Annotated in this window: 9 protein-coding genes and 1 riboswitch; of the genes, 8 read left to right on the forward strand and 1 reads right to left on the reverse strand. The window is 55.7% G+C overall.

Annotated features, from left to right (window positions below; genetic code table 11):
- Positions 1-32: 32 nt before the first annotated feature.
- The 8 genes from JRJ22_RS03750 (at position 33) to JRJ22_RS03785 (ending at position 16317) form a co-directional block, all read left to right on the forward strand.
- Entirely contained in the window at positions 33-1295 is a 1263-nt protein-coding gene (locus tag JRJ22_RS03750; protein ID WP_206103293.1) for a hypothetical protein, read from the forward strand.
- Positions 1292-4312, forward strand: a complete 3021-nt coding sequence (locus tag JRJ22_RS03755; RefSeq protein WP_206103294.1) for a GAP1-N2 domain-containing protein — start codon at positions 1292-1294, stop codon at positions 4310-4312. Before JRJ22_RS03750 ends, JRJ22_RS03755 begins: the two co-directional genes overlap by 4 nt.
- Before the next feature lie 441 nt (positions 4313-4753).
- Positions 4754-4960, forward strand: a riboswitch (cobalamin riboswitch).
- 165 nt (positions 4961-5125) lie between these two features.
- Positions 5126-10291 (forward strand): S-layer homology domain-containing protein, encoded by a 5166-nt coding sequence (locus JRJ22_RS03760; RefSeq protein ID WP_206103295.1) that lies wholly within the window; start codon positions 5126-5128, stop codon positions 10289-10291.
- A 132-nt stretch (positions 10292-10423) separates the two neighbouring features.
- Positions 10424-11269 (forward strand): DUF4430 domain-containing protein, encoded by an 846-nt coding sequence (locus tag JRJ22_RS03765; protein ID WP_232381022.1) that lies wholly within the window; start codon positions 10424-10426, stop codon positions 11267-11269.
- Positions 11266-12210, forward strand: coding sequence for an energy-coupling factor transporter transmembrane component T (locus JRJ22_RS03770; RefSeq protein WP_206103296.1), 945 nt, complete (start codon positions 11266-11268; stop codon positions 12208-12210). Before JRJ22_RS03765 ends, JRJ22_RS03770 begins: the two co-directional genes overlap by 4 nt.
- Entirely contained in the window at positions 12126-13811 is a 1686-nt protein-coding gene (locus tag JRJ22_RS03775) for an ABC transporter ATP-binding protein (protein ID WP_206103297.1), read from the forward strand. The genes JRJ22_RS03770 and JRJ22_RS03775 overlap by 85 nt, the downstream gene beginning before the upstream one ends.
- The gene (locus JRJ22_RS03780; protein WP_206103298.1) at positions 13784-14470 is read left to right on the forward strand and encodes an ECF transporter S component; all 687 of its coding nucleotides are present in this window, start codon (positions 13784-13786) and stop codon (positions 14468-14470) included. The genes JRJ22_RS03775 and JRJ22_RS03780 overlap by 28 nt, the downstream gene beginning before the upstream one ends.
- 152 nt (positions 14471-14622) lie before the next feature.
- Positions 14623-16317, forward strand: coding sequence for a methyl-accepting chemotaxis protein (locus JRJ22_RS03785; RefSeq protein ID WP_206103299.1), 1695 nt, complete (start codon positions 14623-14625; stop codon positions 16315-16317).
- 299 nt (positions 16318-16616) lie between these two features.
- On the opposite strand, the gene qoxD is transcribed toward JRJ22_RS03785, so the two are convergent.
- A complete protein-coding gene (qoxD, locus tag JRJ22_RS03790) occupies positions 16617-16910 on the reverse strand; it encodes a cytochrome aa3 quinol oxidase subunit IV (RefSeq protein WP_206103300.1) in 294 nt (97 codons plus the stop codon).
- Position 16911 lies beyond the last annotated feature (1 nt).

Genomic DNA, 16911 nt, shown 5'->3' on the forward strand with positions numbered 1-16911 from the left:
TTACGCTCACAAAACTTTAAGGAGGATGAGAGATGTCTTTTTTCAGCCGCTTTATGAAGAAAAACCAGCCGCAGCCGCGGCCGCTTTTTTATGATATTGTGTGCCCTTACTGCTTCACGAAGTTTCAGCCGGAGGATGTGGTCTTCCGGGCGATGCACAGCCGTGAAGATGATGAGAACTATGCGCTCGGCGAAGATGATGCGCTGAACAAATATCGCGAGCGCTTCGGCCTCGATACGGTGGATGATATGGAGGCAATTCTGAATCCGGCGGATATTCCGGAAGAATACCACCATTACACTGACCATGTGCTGACCGGCATTACCGACCGTTACGGGGTGCTGACGCGCAGACGGCTCTGCCCGGCCTGCCATAATGAGCTTCCTGTAACGGCAGGCAAAGTGCCGAGCAATATCATTTCGATCATCGGTGCTTCCCAGGTCGGGAAGTCGGTCTATATGACCTCGCTGATCCATACGCTGCAGCATACGACAGCCGGGCATTTTGACGCGGCCTGCATGCCGCTGAATGCCGAGATTAGCCGTAAGTTCCGCACGCTATACGAAGAACCGCTGTTTGAGCGCGGTGATCTGCTGGCCTCGACCCAGAAGGAAAAGATGCAGGAGCCGTTTATCTTCCAGTTTGTGTTCAAGGATGAGAGCAAGCCGCCGCTGACGCTGGTATTCTTCGATGTGGCCGGTGAAGGCATGGTCGATCAGGACTATCTGGGCCTGCACGGCCAGCATATCAAGAACTCCGCAGGGATCCTGTTTATGGTCGATCCGCTGCAGATCCGCTCTATCCGCGAGAAGATCCGGATGAATTACGGGGACCGCCCAGGAGAATGGGTCTCGCAGTATGATGAGCCGCGCGATGTGGTGCTGACGATGTTCGGCGATTTCATCGCCTATCAGGAGAAGAGCAAAACGGTTATTCCGACGGCTGTTGTGCTGACCAAAAGCGATATGCTGCATTCGCTCAAGGATGAAGATGGCGACTATATTAAATCCAACAGTAATGTCTTTAACAACTACGTGCACCGCAAGACGCTGAATCTGGATGAATTCCACAACATTGACGGAGAAATCCGCCGTTTTATCGAGAAAGTGGACCGTCCGTTTAAGGATACGATGGATGTGTATTTTGGGAGTACCGGTTATTTCGCCGTGTCTGCCCTGGGCAGCAATCCGGTGAACCAAAGAATAGAGGGTGTGGTCAGCCCGATCCGTGTTGACGAGCCGTTTATCTGGCTGCTGCACAAGCTGAACTATATTGAGGGGAGCGACGGGCCGTGAACAGATTTTCAGGGTCCAGGATTACCCAGCAGATGTATACCCGCGAGCGGCGCGGGGTTTACCGGGCAACCGAGGGCTTCGATACAATAGCCAAGTCAGAGAGTCTCGACAATAATTTTGTCAAAAAAATGCTGCATCCCTTCTGCCTCTACGATGCTCCGGCAGAGCTGACGGCACGCGGCGAAAAGAATGAGGACATGTATCCGGCCGCGCTGCATCTGTTCCATACGGAAGCGAACGAGACGGTCATCGGACAAAGCCGCTATCTGGCGGCTGATTTTACCGGGCAGCGCAGCGCTTTTTTTGCCCATAACTTTATCGTTCCCCCGATTCGTTCGGAGGAGATTGTGGAGCATTACGGAGACTGGCTGCATGCAGATTTTGCCTGGAGCTATGAAGGGGAACCCGGGGGGACGCTGCCGGAACTTGAGGATATTCCTGTAGCGCCGCGTGAACGGCGGCCGGAGCCGCTGGCGGTACTGCGGTCACTAGGGTTTGGTGAAGAGCCATTCAAGGTGCTGCTGCAGGCGGTCATGCTCTCGGTGGCAGGAAAGAAAAAAATATACATCGCGCTGGACGTGCCGGTCAGTGAGCTGTCACGGCGCGCTGCCGAACTGACGGAAGTCATCTACAGCGTGCTCCCGTATGATTTCCGCCGCAGGCTGGGCGTGATTACGTATGCAAGTGAGCCGCAGAACCGCAAGTTTATTCACCTGACTTTTGTGGAGAAGGGCTCGCTGCGCCCTGGGGACCGGAATATCGAGAAGGATTACGTGTTTGATCTGGTCTCCGGCCGGATATTGAATGCCGATTTCGGCGGGACGCCACAGCCTTTTGCCGACCTGGCATGGAAGACGCTGAGCCAAAAGGGGAGCCTTGAGGACTTTGCCCGGTTTGCCGATGCGCTGCTGCTGGGCGAAGGGGTGGAACGCAAGCTTCAGCTTGCGCTATACAATGAGCTGGCGGTATTGTATGAGATTGAGCAGGGCAATGAACTGCTGTATACCGGGAACAAAAACGCGGTGCTGGCAGGATTGCTGTCCTACCTGAAGCCGGAGGGTGCGCTTGCGTCACGGATTCGGCTGAACGATATGTTCCTGGAGCGGTTCGACCGCGAATATGATGTGATCCGTCAAAGGGGGATTCCCCAGCCGGAGATTCTGGAGCAGTTTAAGGAGTATTTTGCGCTGCAGGGCCATCATTACCGGGGTAAAATCGTCGATTACTTCATTAACGGCATGTACAATTGTACCACTGCAGGCCGTGAGGATGTGCTGGCAGCGGCGTATAGCATTATCGAGAGCAATGATGAGCTGAGTGAGGCTTTCTTCCAGAAAGTGCTGGGACAGGCTGTGTTCCGCAAAGCATTGTTGGAGCCCTACATGGAATCCAGGCTGGCTGCAGCGGTGAAACCGGCGGATGTGCTGCGATTTGCCGCCCACTGGGGCCGGTTCCTGCCGGAAATGCTTCAGCAGGCCTTTGTCCGTGATGGCGCGAAGGAATATCTGCTGGAGAAGCTTCAGCATGACGATAATCCGGTTGGGGCTGTAGCGGCAATTCATGAATTTGTCGAGAAGGCGGAAAAAGAGCGGCGCAGAGGCAGCGGCCTCTACCCTGAGGCGCTGGCACTGCTCCAGGAGCTGGCGGCTGCAGCCGACCGTTCCCTGCTGAACCGGGTATCGCTCGAGGAGCTGACGCAGGAGCAGCTGCTGGATATTTCGTTCCTGCGCTACCGGGATACGGGAGAGTGGCAGCCTCCGCTGGATGCCATCAATAAGCGCAAGGCCAATGCGCTCCGCGCCGCCTACCGCTGGTTCGGTGAGGAGAATCCGGATGAGAACATCTTTGCCGGCCTGGCTCCAAGAGAGCTGGACGACGTGCAGCTGCTCGGACGCCGCTGGCTGAAGGAGTCGCGCAATGTGGAGCCGTTTGACCGGCTGCCGCTGGCCTTCTATCACAGCAGTGAACGCGAGGGCGGACCGCTGGATTATGATGCACTGCTGGAGCTCGTTACGCGCAAGGCGGGCGGGGATAAAGAGACGGTGTACCGCTTTTTCGCCTGGTCACAGGGCAGCCGGTTGTTCACGGTTTCGAATAAGAAGCTGTGGCCGGGGTACCGCAGAGCGATCCTGAAATATTTCCAGAACAGCGACCGCGAAGCGTTCAAGAACCGGGAATTCCGCAAAACCTATGCCGCCTCCGCAGGACCGGCGCTGCAGAATGTCTATAACGAAGCCCGGGGCAAGCTGGCTTCGCCGCTGGCGCGGTGGATCAGCCGCAGCCGATTTCAACTCCTGATCACCGGCACCGTGCTGGGGATCACGGTGATTGCGGCGATCATCGCCATCAGCCTGCTGCGGCCGGACCCGGCAGACACCGCGCTGCCGGAGAGTAGTGCCGGGGCAGGCGGCAGCCAGCCGCCTGTTACGGTAGCACTCAGCAGCAGCGGGGAAGCGGCGGGCAGCCGGCTGGTGTTCACCTTCGCCGATGCGGCGGAGTGCTCCGCCTTCAAACCGGCGGAGATTGGGGTGATGTCCGGCGGGGATGTGACGGACACGTACAAGGTCACGGCGACGGCGGGCACTTGCCTCGTGCCGTCGCCATCGCCGGAGCCGGACGCCGCCGCTACTGAGGGCGGCGCGTCGGCGGCTGCGAGCGATGCAGCCGCGGGAACAGACGGCGGCGCGGCGGATAACGCTAGCGCCGGAACGGATAGCGGCGCGGCCGGGAACGCCAACGCCGGAACAGACAACGGGGACCAGGATGTCACGTCCCCTCCGTCAACCGGCCAGACCGGCGCGGCGGCTTATCAGGTCACGGTTGACCTGGAACCGGGAGCGGAGCTGGCCGCAGGCAGCATGATTGTCGCCGGTGACTACAAGCTGATTGTCCAGTCTGCCCCGGATACCGCACCTGCTCCGTCACCAACGCTTCAGCCTTCCGCGGCTGCTGAAGAAACGCCTGATGCTGACGCTGCGAATGGTACTAATGCCGCTGGCGATGCTGGCACCGAGTAACAAGAGTAATGCAGAACTAAATCCTGAACCGCATGATTTTGCCGCAAATAACAGGGCAGGGCGTTCAGGATTTTTTCTGCTGCTTAGTTGGATTTCCTCCCGCTAACACCGGCTTAAAAGGGTAATGTCCACAACTAGTTGGAAATAATCCCCCTAATTATCTCTAATTCCGCCTTCTATGCTCGAAGTTGCCGAATGTAGTGGAGGAATTCCACTTAGGTACCTTGGAATGTCCATTTTCGCGGGATTAGCGGTAGTTTTTTCAACTCATAGGTTTCCTTTCGTGATTCTCATAGAATATGAAACATAGGCATAATGTACATAGAGCAAAACCGGATACAGTCAGCGCTCAGCGCACTCACGGCTAGCCGGAGAGTTATTGAAGCACCTTTTCTATAGACATACAGGGGAATACTAGATATGATTATGAATATTAAAATTTCATAGGGTTTTGAAAAAGGTGCGGATTCTATATCCATTGATAGAACCGCTTAAAAGGGAAGGCCGGTGGAAATCCGGCGCGGTCCCGCCACTGTGATGCGGAGCAACTCCTGCTTGAAGCCACTGTCCAGCTGAGAATACGGACGGGAAGGCCGGGAGAAGCGATGAAGCATAAGCCAGGAGACCTGCCTTTTTCACGAACGTTTCTATTCTTCGTGGGGTAAGAATGCGGAACATATGCAGATGGACTGTGGCTTACGGGTGTAATTTGCCACGGCCCTGAGTTTGTATTCTTCCCGGACCGCCCTTAAGAGGGCGGTCTTTATGTTGTCTGCTGTACTGTAAGACCATTTTATCTATGAAAAGAGGTTAATGATGAAGACGATGTTCCCCGCCAAGTTCTTAAGACTAGGCCTGGCTTTATTGCTGGTTATCTCGATTATAGGAGCTGCTGTTGTTCCTGCCGGGCAAGCGGCATCCGCAGCCGAATCCTCTCCAGCTGCTGTGGGTACGGACACGGTTACTGATGCGGTGTATGCGGCAGCAGGCCAGATTAGCGCGACAGATGCCACTTACAAGACTGCCGAATATATTCTAGGCAGTGGCGTGACGTCTGAATGGCAAGCCATCGGGCTTGCCCAGGCTGGCTACAGGGTGCCGGACAGCTATGTCCAGTCCCTGACTCAGCAAGTGCAGACTGCCGGCGGCAGGTTCGCAAGCGTCACCGAATATGCACGTATTGTGCTGGCGGTGAAGGCACTAGGTGCTGATCCGGCGGATTTTGCCGGAAACGGTTCAACGGCAGGCTACAATCTGCTCGAACGTATCTATAACAATGAGAAGATCAGCGGCCAGACGCTGAACTATCCTGTGTATGCGCTGCTGGCACTGGATTCCGGGAATTATACCATTCCGGGCAATGCCAAGTGGACCAAGGCAGCGCTCTTGACCGAGATTCTATCCAAGCAAAATGCAGACGGCGGCTTTGCCCTGAATTCAGGTGCAAGCGAGCCGGATATAACGGCAATGGCCTTAACGGCCCTGTCCGCATACAAAAGCGACCCGGCGGTAGCGAGTGCCGGACAAAAGGCGGTAGCCTGGCTCTCGGCAGCACAGGACAGTAAAGGCGGCTATGGCGATAACAGCGAAAGCGCCGCCCAGGTCATCATCGGGCTGACCTCTTTTGGGATTGACCCTGCGGGCGTCCAGTTTACCAAAAACGGAGCAGATCTGATCGGAAGGCTGCTGAGCTTCCAAACCTCATCCGGCGGATTCATTCATAACGCGGGCGGCAGCATTAACCCGTTTGCAACCGAGCAGGGACTGCAGGCGCTGGTCGCTTATAAATTGTTCAGCGGCGGCAGCAACGGCAAGCTGTATGACTTTACGAAACCTGCGGCGCAGAACCCGCTGGTGTATGTACCGCTGGTCATTGAAGGGCCACAGGGCACACTGGGCCAGGGAAATGCTTATGCAGGAAACGCGCTCGAAGCGCTGGAGAAAGTGGCGGCCCAGAACGGGCTCGCGCTTAAGAATCCTTCCGGCAGCTATGTTACGGGGATCGGCAATGTATTCGCCGGAACCTACGGCGGCTGGGACGGCTGGATGTATGCGGTGGTCCGCGGCGGACAGTGGCTGAATCCCGATGTAGGGATGAAGGACTTCAAGCTGAAGGACTCGGACCGGGTAGTCGTTTATTACGCGGGCAGCGATACACAGCTTGTGGAATCCGTTACCTTATCCAAGGCGCAGCCTGGGGAAGAGGAGCCTTTTACCGTCACGGTTAATCAGATTAAATGGGTCTGGGATAACACAACCTTTACGTCCAGCCCGGTAATCTCAAAGGCAGCCGGGGTAGAGGTCGCGATCGGGGATCAGAAGGCTGTTACGGATAAAGACGGCAAGGCCGAATTCACCGCAGGGGTAGCGGCAGGCGATTATACGCTGACTGTTACCGGTTATGTGGCGGGGGCAGCGCCAAAAGTTGCAAAATACACGCAGGCTATAACGGTAGTCTCGAAAAAAGTATCCGCCTATCTGGCGGTTGAAGGACCCGATGGAACGGTTGCGGAGGGTGCGCTGAAAGCAGCCAATGTGCTGGAGGCATTGAAGAAGCTGACGGCTTCGCAGAATATTCCGCTGCAAATTACGGATTCTGCCTATGGCAGCTATGTGTCCGGCATTGCCGGAATAACGAACGGAATCCGCGATGCCTACTGGAATTTCGTTGTCTTACGCAGCGGGGAATGGATCTACCCAAGCGTGGGCATGGGAGATTTTGAACTGCAGGCAGCCGATAAGGTGCTTGTCTACTTTGGCGGAACAAATACGCAGATAGTGGATAAGGTTGTGACTTCTCCGCTGCAGCCGAAGCCGGGTGAGCCGTTTACAATTAAGGTTACTCAGAAAAAGTGGGTATGGAACAATACCACTTCTACCAGTGATCCGGTGGTTTCACCTGCGGTAGGTGTACAAGTTACTCTTGCCGGTACAACCTTAACAACGGACAGCCAAGGCCAGGCTGTTGTGGAAAAAGGACTATCCAGCAAAATCTATACAGTGGCTGTTACTGGTTATGCCGGAGGTGCGGCTCCCAAAGTTGCCCGCTACACCCAGTCACTGAAGGTGGCTCCGGGCAATGTTTCGGCCCATCTGTCTATTGAAGGACCGCAGGGTCCACTGGCCGAAGGCACGCTTGATGCCTACAATGCGTTTGATGCGCTGCAGCAGCTTGCTGCTTCCGGCGGTATTCCGCTGCAAAGCACGGAGTCCTCTTACGGTATTTTTGTATGGGGCATCGGCGGGATAGAGAATGGCGCTTACAGTCCTAACGACTATTGGGGCTTCGCAGTGTCACGCGGCGGGGCGTGGATTTATCCGGATGTAGGCTTGAATGATTTTGTACTTCAGCCATCTGACAAAGTGCTTGTCTACTATACCGGTGCTAATACGCAGGTGGTCAATTCGCTGGCCGTATCGCCTGCGCAGCCGAAGCCGGGTGAGCCGTTCACCGTTACGGTGGAACAGAAAAAATGGGTTTGGAACAACACAACGTATACGTCAGACCCGGTAACCTCGAAGGCAGAGGGCATACAGGTAAGTAGCGGGGGAGTAACAGCAACAACGAATGCTGAGGGCGTGGCTTCCTTCCAGCAGGGATTGCCTGCAGGTTCGTACTCGCTGGCCGTAACAGGGTATGTAGAAGGGAAAGCACCTAATATCGCCCGCTATACACAACCGTTAACAGTAAGTGCTCCTTTCCAGGCCTCGGCGACGATTTCTGTCATCGGTGACAGTGTAAAGGGAACGATTCTGCCGGGTACCACAGTCATCCTGAATGACGGTGAAACCGCCTATAGTCTGCTGGTCCGCCAGCTTGGAAGCAAGGTGGTCAGCAGCGGTACAGGTAGTGACATCTACATCCGGTCCATCGACGGACTGGGTGAAGGAGACCGCGGGCCGGAGAGCGGCTGGATGTACTCTGTAAATGGAGAATTTCCAAATTACAGTGCAGCAAGTTACAAGCTAAGCAATGGTGATACGGTGGCTTGGCGTTATACGGTTAAGAACGGAGATCTGGGTGGTTCAGCTGCCGGATTAGGCGGCACAGGAACGACGGTGAGCGGTGTTGATATCACGGCAGACAATACGCTGCCGCTGGACAGGGTTCTGCAAACGACAGCCGTTTCCGGTACGGTCATGACACGGGCAGAAGCAGCTGCGCTTAAGCAGAGTCTGAGCGCCAATGTTGCTTCCTTCGAACAGGATGTGACTCCGGCTGCAGCGTCTTTAAAAGACAGCGGCGGTGAAGTAGAGCTGAAGCTGCCTGCCGGTGCAGTCTCCGGTACGCTGAAAATCAGTGTGCGTGAGAGCAGCGCAAACCGTCCTGAGCTGGTATCGGGATTGTATGATTTCAAGCCTGACGGCACCAAATTCCTGAAAACAGCGGATCTACTGATCAAGATTCCTGTTACCACAGCTAATCCGGCCAATCTGGCCCTGGCCTGGCTGGATGAAAGCACAGGGAACTGGATACCGGTTCCTGCGTCACTTGACCTCAAAACGGGGATCATGACCGGTAAGGTCAGCCATTTCACTACTTATGCGGTTGTGGACCGCAGCAAATTTGAGCCGAAGCAGGCCCAGCTGATCAGCGATATTGCCGCTACAGCCAAAATGGTTACGGCCGCCGGAGAACTCAGTGACTGGCAGGCGCTTGGCCTGGCCCGTTCCGGCCATTCTGTACCAGCCGGCTATCTGAGCGGGGTGAAAGAGCGGCTTGCCGCAAGCCAGGGCGAATTCCGCAAAGTTACGGATTATGAGCGTCTGGTACTGGCCGTGGCCGCTGCCGGAGGCAATCCGCAAAGCTTTGGCGGCTACAATCTGATTGAGAAAATTTACAGCAATGACAAGATGGCCAGCCAGGGCAGCAACGGTTTGATTTTTGGCCTGATTGCCCTGGACAGCGGCTCCTACAGTGTTCCGGCAGGTGCGCTGTGGACCAAAGAACGGCTGATCCAGGCCATTCTGGAGCTGCAGAGTAAGGATGGCGGCTTCCCGCTGACCGCGGGCGGAACCGATGATGTGGATCTTACCGCGATGGCAGTATCCGCGCTCTCCTCCCATGCAGAGCAGGCAGCAGTACAGACAGCGCTGGATAAAGCGGTCACTTGGCTGTCGCAGCAGCAGCTGGAGAACGGCGGCTATAAGCTGTCCGGAGTAGAGAACAGCGAGAGCACCGCACAGGTGATTATCGCTCTTAGTGCAGCCGGTGTAGGCCCGGGAGATGCACGCTTCGTCAAAGCGAAGGGCGGACTGCTCAGCCATCTGGCCTCATTCCGACTGGCGGACGGCGGTTATGTCCATGCCGCCGGCCAGCCGGAGAATAGTCTGGCTACCGAACAGGCACTGCTGGCCCTGACTGCCTATAGCCGCTTCCTGACAGGAGACAGCAAACTATTCAGTATTTCACCGGCAGCTGTCAGCAGTACCGTATTCACAGACGAGAGCCGCATTTCTTCCTGGGCGCTGGATTCCGTTCATGCCGCCTATGATCAAGGATTGATGAAGGGCGTCAGTGAAACCGACCTGGTCTTCGCGCCGAAGCAGCAGATTACCCGCGCCGAATTCGCAGCCCTTCTCCTGAGACTGATGAATCAGGACCCGTCCGCAGCGGCTGCGGCACCTGTATTCAGCGACGTGAAGCCGGGTGCGTGGTATTATGGAGCAGTGCTGAAGGCGAAGGAGCTAGGAATTATCAGCGGAGTATCAGATAAGGTCTTTAATCCCGGCGGAGCTATTACCCGCCAGGATATGGCAGTCATGATCTCCAGAGCCTTCAAGCTGGAGAACGCTGCTTCAGCTGCGGTTCAGGCCGGGGCCTTCACGGACGAGAGCCGGATTAGCAGCTATGCGCTGTCCGCTGTACGTACCGCCTCTGAACTGGGCTACATGACCGGCTTTAACGGAGCCTTTGATCCGGCGGCAACGGTAACGCGGGAAATGGCTGCGGTCGTAGCAGTAAGATTGCCACAATAAAAGATTACGCAAGAGGGCAGATTTACAGCCCGTTTTAAGATAGAATAATAACAGACATATTGGATAGGGATGGAACGGGGGAGCAGCAGGAAGCCCTCGTTCTTTCCCTTTTTTACGGAGGTGTGAACATTAATGTCGAAATCAGCCATACACAGGTTCTTATATCCGATGCTCATCCTGCTGGCGGCGCTGCTGTTCACAGGCTGCGCCGCGGAGCGGCCTGCCGCCGGTCCTGACGGCGGCAATACGGCCGCAACGGCTGCGGTGCACAGCACGCACCCGGAAGGCAGCGCGTCTCCGCAGGCCGGAGACGCAGTGGCCACAGCCCCGCCGTCTGCCCCGGCGGGCACAAGCGCTTCGCCGTCTCCCGCAGCGGAGACGGCTGCTCCTGAAGGCGCGGCTGCTGCCGCCGCGCCAACTGCCGTTCCCGCAGCCGCTGGAACGGCCCCGCGGGCTTCGGCGCCGCCAGGCACAGGCGCCGGTGCAGCCACGGCCGCAGCTGGCGGCAAGCCCGCTGCGGCAAGCCCTTCTGCCGGTGCGAAGCCACCGGCAGCCACCGCGACTGCGCGGCCGGCAGCCACGCCGCAGGCCACGGCAGGAGCCTCTGCAGCTGCTGCGCCTGCCGCAGAGGCTGCCACAGCGGTCATCTCCATTACGGGAGATGAGGAGCATGGCGTGATTTTGGCGCCTGCCGCCTATGAGATCAAGGAAGGCGAGACTGCGCTGGAGCTGCTGAAGCGGATTACCCGTTCATCCAAGATCCAGATGGAATATCAGGGCGCCAAGGCCTTCGCCTATGTTGAAGGCATAGACAATCTCTATGAATTCGACCATGGGGCGGAGAGCGGCTGGATGTATAAGGTCAACGGAGCTTTCCCGGATAAAGGTGCGGGAAGCTATACCGTAAATCCCGGCGATACCATTGAGTGGCTGTATACGCTGGATCTCGGCAAAGACCTGGGAGCCAAAGCGCCATGAGCAGCGGCTTCCGCGCCATGCATCCGGCGGTTGCGCTGCTCTATTACGGCGGGCTGATGCTGTTCGCCGCGCTGCTGTTTCATCCGCTGTTCCTCCTAACGGAGATTGCAGGTCTCGCGGGCCTTCTGCTGCTGCAGGGACAGGGAAGGCAGCTGCTGCAGGGGCTGCCCTTCTATCTGCTGATGGCCGGTTCCGTGGCTGTGCTGAACCCTTTGTTCTCCCACAGGGGAGCGCACATCCTGTTCTATTTTTGGGATCAGCCGGTTACGCTGGAATCCGTGCTGTACGGGCTGATGATGATGCTGGTGCTGCTCACGATTTTTATCGTATTCATCTCTTACAATTACACGGTAACGACAGATAAGTTTATGTATTTATTCGCTGCAGCTGCACCCAAAACAGCCCTGCTGACGCTGATGGCACTGCGGTTTGTGCCCTTGTTCCAAAGAAGGCTGCGGCAGATTACCCTCATCCAGCGCCTCCGGGGCATAGATGCGGGTCAAGGCAGCCTGCGCAAAAGAATGCAGGACGGCATGACGCTGCTGAAAGTGCTGCTGACCTGGTCGCTGGAGGAAGCGCTCCAGACCGGCGATTCGATGAAGGCACGCGGCTATGGCATCCGCAAACGCAGTGCATACAGTATCTTTAAGCTGGACCGGCTGGATAAGGGGATCTTACTGCTGCTTACCGTCAGCGGTCTGATTCCGCTGCTTGGCTGGCTGCAGGGATACGGAATCCTGGAGATTTATCCGCGTATGAAGCCTATGGAGTTCGGCGGGGGCGAAGCGGTGATGTATATCAGCTTCTGCCTGTTCGTGCTGACACCCCTGGGCCTGGAAGGAAAGGAGAAATGGTTATGGAGATCATCACGGCGGAGCGCTTATCCTTCCGTTATCCCGAAGAAGACCGGGACTCGCTCCATGAGCTCTCATTCTCAGTAGAAGAAGGGGAGTTCGTTGTGCTGCTTGGCCCGTCGGGCTGCGGTAAAACAACACTGCTGCGTCATCTGAAGCGTGAGCTTACCCCCGTGGGCACAGGCAGCGGCATGATCCGTTATCAAGGGCAGCCGCTGGCGGAGCTGCCGGCGGAGAAGGCGGCCGGGGATATCGGGATGGTCTTTCAGAACCCGGATGCGCAGATTGTAATGGATACGGTGTGGCATGAACTGGCCTTCGCAATGGAGAACCTGGGCTATCCGCCTTCTGTTATGCGGAGCAGACTGGCAGAGATGGCCGGGCTGTTCGGTCTGGAGCCGCTGCTGTACAAATCGGTCCATGAGCTCTCCGGAGGCCAGAAGCAGCTGCTAAATCTGGCCTCCGTGCTGCTGCTTCAACCGAAGCTGCTGCTGCTGGACGAGCCGACCTCACAGCTGGACCCTGTCGCGGCACGCGAGTTCATCCAGACCTTGTATAGGCTGAATGAGGAAATGTCGATGACCATCATTATCAGTGAGCACCGCCTGGAGGAGGTCCTGCCGCTGGCAGACCGTGTCCTGCTGCTGGAAGACGGTGTGCTGCAGGCTTCCGGCAGTCCCCGCGAGTTCGTACGGGGAGCCGGAGACGCGCGGCAGGCTGCGCGCCGGGCCTACTTGCCGACTGCATCACGGCTATTCCTTGCCTTGTCACCGGAGGGGGAGCTGCCGCTGGAAACCATTCCGCTGACGGTCCGTGAGGGCAAACGCTGGCTGCAGGCTTATGCGGCCACCGGGCAGGAGATGCTTGCCGCCAGCGCCCCGGAGCCTGCTGCAGCGATACGCGCTGAGCGTTCCTCTGTACCGGCTGCTACCCTGCTCGGCGCCAGGGAAGTCACCTTCCGCTATGAGAAGGATGGGCCGGAGGTGCTGCGTAAGCTGAACCTGTCGCTGCATCAAGGCGAGCTGCTGGCGATCCTGGGCGGCAACGGTGCAGGCAAGTCCACCCTGCTGCAGGTACTGAGCGGTCTGGCAAAGCCCCAGCGCGGCAATGTGGACCTCGCCAAAGGGGTAACTACCGGGTACCTGGCCCAGAATCCGCTGCTGTATTTCAGCTTTGATACCGTTATAGAGGAGCTGAGGCACATGGCCTCCGTTGCAGGTTTAGCTAACGAAACGGCACAATCGGAGATTGAGCGGCTGCTGGAGGTGTTTCAGCTTCAGCAGGTGCTGGAGAGCCATCCGCATGATCTTAGCGGCGGCCAGCAGCAGAAGCTGGCGCTGGCGATGATCATGCTGCTGAAGCCGGCGGTGCTGCTGCTGGACGAGCCGACCAAGGGTCTGGACCCTGAGGCCAAGTCCAGGTTCGCGGGCTTGCTCGGGCAGCTGCTGGACCAGGGGATCAGTATTGGGATTGTGACGCATGATGTAGAGTTTGCTGCACGGTACGCGTCCCGCTGCGCACTGCTGTTTGACGGGAGCATTACCGCAGAGGGAAGGCCATCAGCTTTTTTCAGCAGCAATTATTTCTATACTACGGCGGTAAACCGCATGGTCCGGGATATTCTTCCGCAGGCATTAACCATAGAGGATGTGATGGCCGCTTGGCACGTTTTCGCATCCCGCTTATAATTGCCATAGTCCTTTTCATCGCCGGCCTGGCGCTTACGGCAGCATTGAAGGACCGTCATTATATGCTGCTCAGTCTTGTGCTGCTTCTCGCTGCGCTGCTGCCGGTTTTTATCCGCCTGGAACGGCGGCCGCTGGAGTCTAGAGAGCTGGTGCTGCTCGCTGTACTGTCGGCTATTGCGGCGGTCAGCCGGATTCCGTTCGCTGCACTGCCCAGTGTGAAGCCTGTGTCGGCGATCGTAATTCTGTCGGCCTATGTATTTGGAGCAGAAGCAGGCTTCATCATCGGGGCTGTGGCCGCGCTTGTCTCTAATATCTATTTCGGGCAGGGTCCCTGGACACCCTGGCAGATGTTTGCCTGGGGGATGGTCGGCCTTAGTGCAGGCTGGCTGCGGAATGCCTGGTGGATGAAGAAACGCAGCGGTATGCTGATCTTCGGCTTTGTGTGGGGGTTCTTATTCGGCTGGATCATGAATGTCTGGTATATCATCAGCCTTCCGGACGCGTTCAGCTGGGGACTTGTGGCCGCTGCATATGCCTCCAGCTTTTATTTTGATTTAGCGCATGCGTTGTCCAATGTCTTTTTCCTTGCCATTCTTGCCGGAGGGTGGACCAAAGTGCTGGAGCGTTTCCGCAAAAAGTACGGCTTGCTGCAGGAATAGAGTTTGCATTGTGTAAAGTTGAATTGGTGAAAATTAAAGTAGATTATTCGACAAAAATTTCAATAAAGTATCATTATTCGACCTTTTTCGCCGATAAATAGAATACAGCAAGTAGGGAAAAGGCGGGAACTAGGACGATGAGAGATCTAAAGGTGAAATATAAAATGGCTGTGCTTGCGGCTGTTGCAGTAATCATGGTGATCGGTATCGGGATGAATGGTATTCTGTTCGCTAACAAATTAGCTGACCGGTCACAAGAGACATACAATCTGAATCTGGTGCCTATTCATATGGTTACTGAGATACGCGCCAATAACCGGGCCATCGAGTCCTTTTTGCTGGAAGACCTGCTTACGAAAGAGGCGGATAAGAGCCAGGGGCTCACTGCCGGAATTCAGGAGAAGATTAAGCAGAATAATGAACTGATGAACCAGCTGAAATCCATCGACTTTAAGGATACTGAAGTCAGCAACAAAATTAATGAATATTTGTCTCTTCTTGAGGATTACCGGGCACAGCGCGATAATATTATTCAGCTTGCCAATAAAAACCTAAATGAAGAGGGCTACCAGGTTTTCTCGGGCCGTACGTTCAGCGAGTCCCGGACGAAGATGGTGGGCCTTCTGGATGATGCGTCAGCGCTGCTTCTGGCGGATGCCAAAACGCATAATGAACTTACATTAAATAATGCACAGACCTCCTCGATGTTAAGCGGCATACTTATTACCGCAGCCTGGGTATTATGCATTGCAATCAGCATCGTCATCACCCGCTTGATTACGAATCCGCTCAAAGAACTGCAGGCGCTTATGCGCCGTGCCGAAGAAGGAGATCTGACTGTAACGGCAGCTTACCAGTCGAAGGATGAAATCGGCCAGATCAATACTTCATTCAACAGTATGCTCGATAGCTTGAAGCGAATGATGCTGGGTGTTTCAGAGAGCGCAGAGGTGCTGTCAGCCTCCTCCCAGGAAATGAGTGCAAGTGCCGAACAGACCGGACGCGCTTCCCGGCTGATTGCTGAGACCTCAAGTGAAATAGCCGCAGGCTTCGAAAACCAGGTGAACAGCATTGACCGTACGGCGTTATCCGTGCTGACGATGACGGAGGACATTGCTGCTGTTGAGCGCAGCAGTAGTGAAATGGCGGATCTTATGGCCGGTGCAGCAGTTTCAACGGATCAAGGTGCTGCGGCTGTAGATAGAATTATCAGACAAATGAAAGATATTAATGCCAGTGTAACCGCCACTCAGGCCATTGTCCGCAATCTTGGCAGTTTATCCGCAGAGATCAACACTATTATTACTACCATTAATGAAATTTCCGCCCAGACCAATCTGCTCTCGCTGAATGCATCGATTGAAGCATCCAGAGCCGGGGAACATGGCCTTGGTTTTGCCGTGGTTGCCGGTGAGATCCGCAAGCTGGCCGAGGCAACCGGCAGTAGCTCGTTGCAGATTACAGAGATTATTACCGACATTCAGCAGCAGACCGGCAGTGCCGTGGAGTCGATGGCACTAGGCTCTGAGCTTGTAGCGCTTGGAGTGGAGCAGAGCGGAGTGGTTTCCCAGGCATTTGACAAAATTCAGGCTTCCATTAAGGCTGCTGCCTTGCAGACAGAAGAGATCAGGGGGGCAGTCGGACATGTCTCACTGGAGTCGCGGGCCTTATCAGGGGCGATGGAACGGGTAAGTGAGATTTCCCGTAAGGGTGTGGAAGATGTTCAGGATACCAGTGCCGCCAGTGAGGAGCAGCTGTCGGCGATGGAAGAAATGATGGCTTCGGCTCAGTACCTGGCGACTTTAGCAGAGGATTTGCAGAAGGAAATGGCGCGGTTCAAGCTCTAAACATATCTCAAATAAAACAAGACCCTGGGACGAATAAATTCCAGGGTTTTGTTGATTTTATTGCAGCAAAGATCAGTTAACCGCCGCTTAAATAGGAGTCTCCAGAGACATTCCAGGTGCTGTTAGCATCCAGAGTAAGCGAAGCGGACTTCGCCGGATTTGCATTAACAGCGGTTGGTTGAACATGGGCTGAATGTTTGTTGAAAATGAATGAAACTGCGCTAGCACAAAAAAGCAGCCCGCTCTGGTCAAATTACCGGAAGCGGGCTGCTTAATGGAAGAAAGATCGTATGCCTGTCTTAGGAATACCAGCCCCATACGAAGATGAAGAGGGTACCGAAGAGGGTTACCAGCCCTACGAACAAGGCATAAGCAATGTTGAGATAAAGTTCTTTTTTGGTATCTGCCGATTCCCCGATGTGCATGAACACAAAGAGCTGCAGGGATGCCTGGATAAGCGCAGTGATGAACAGAACCGTCATATTAGCCGTATGGGAGAGGTCTCCATAGATCACAATCAGCGCAGCGGCAGAAAGGACCAGGGAAGCCAGATAACCCATAACATGGCGAATTGGAAACAGTTGCTTTATCATA

It is taken from the genome of Paenibacillus tianjinensis (assembly GCF_017086365.1).
In the GTDB taxonomy this organism is placed as follows: domain Bacteria; phylum Bacillota; class Bacilli; order Paenibacillales; family Paenibacillaceae; genus Paenibacillus_AQ; species Paenibacillus_AQ tianjinensis.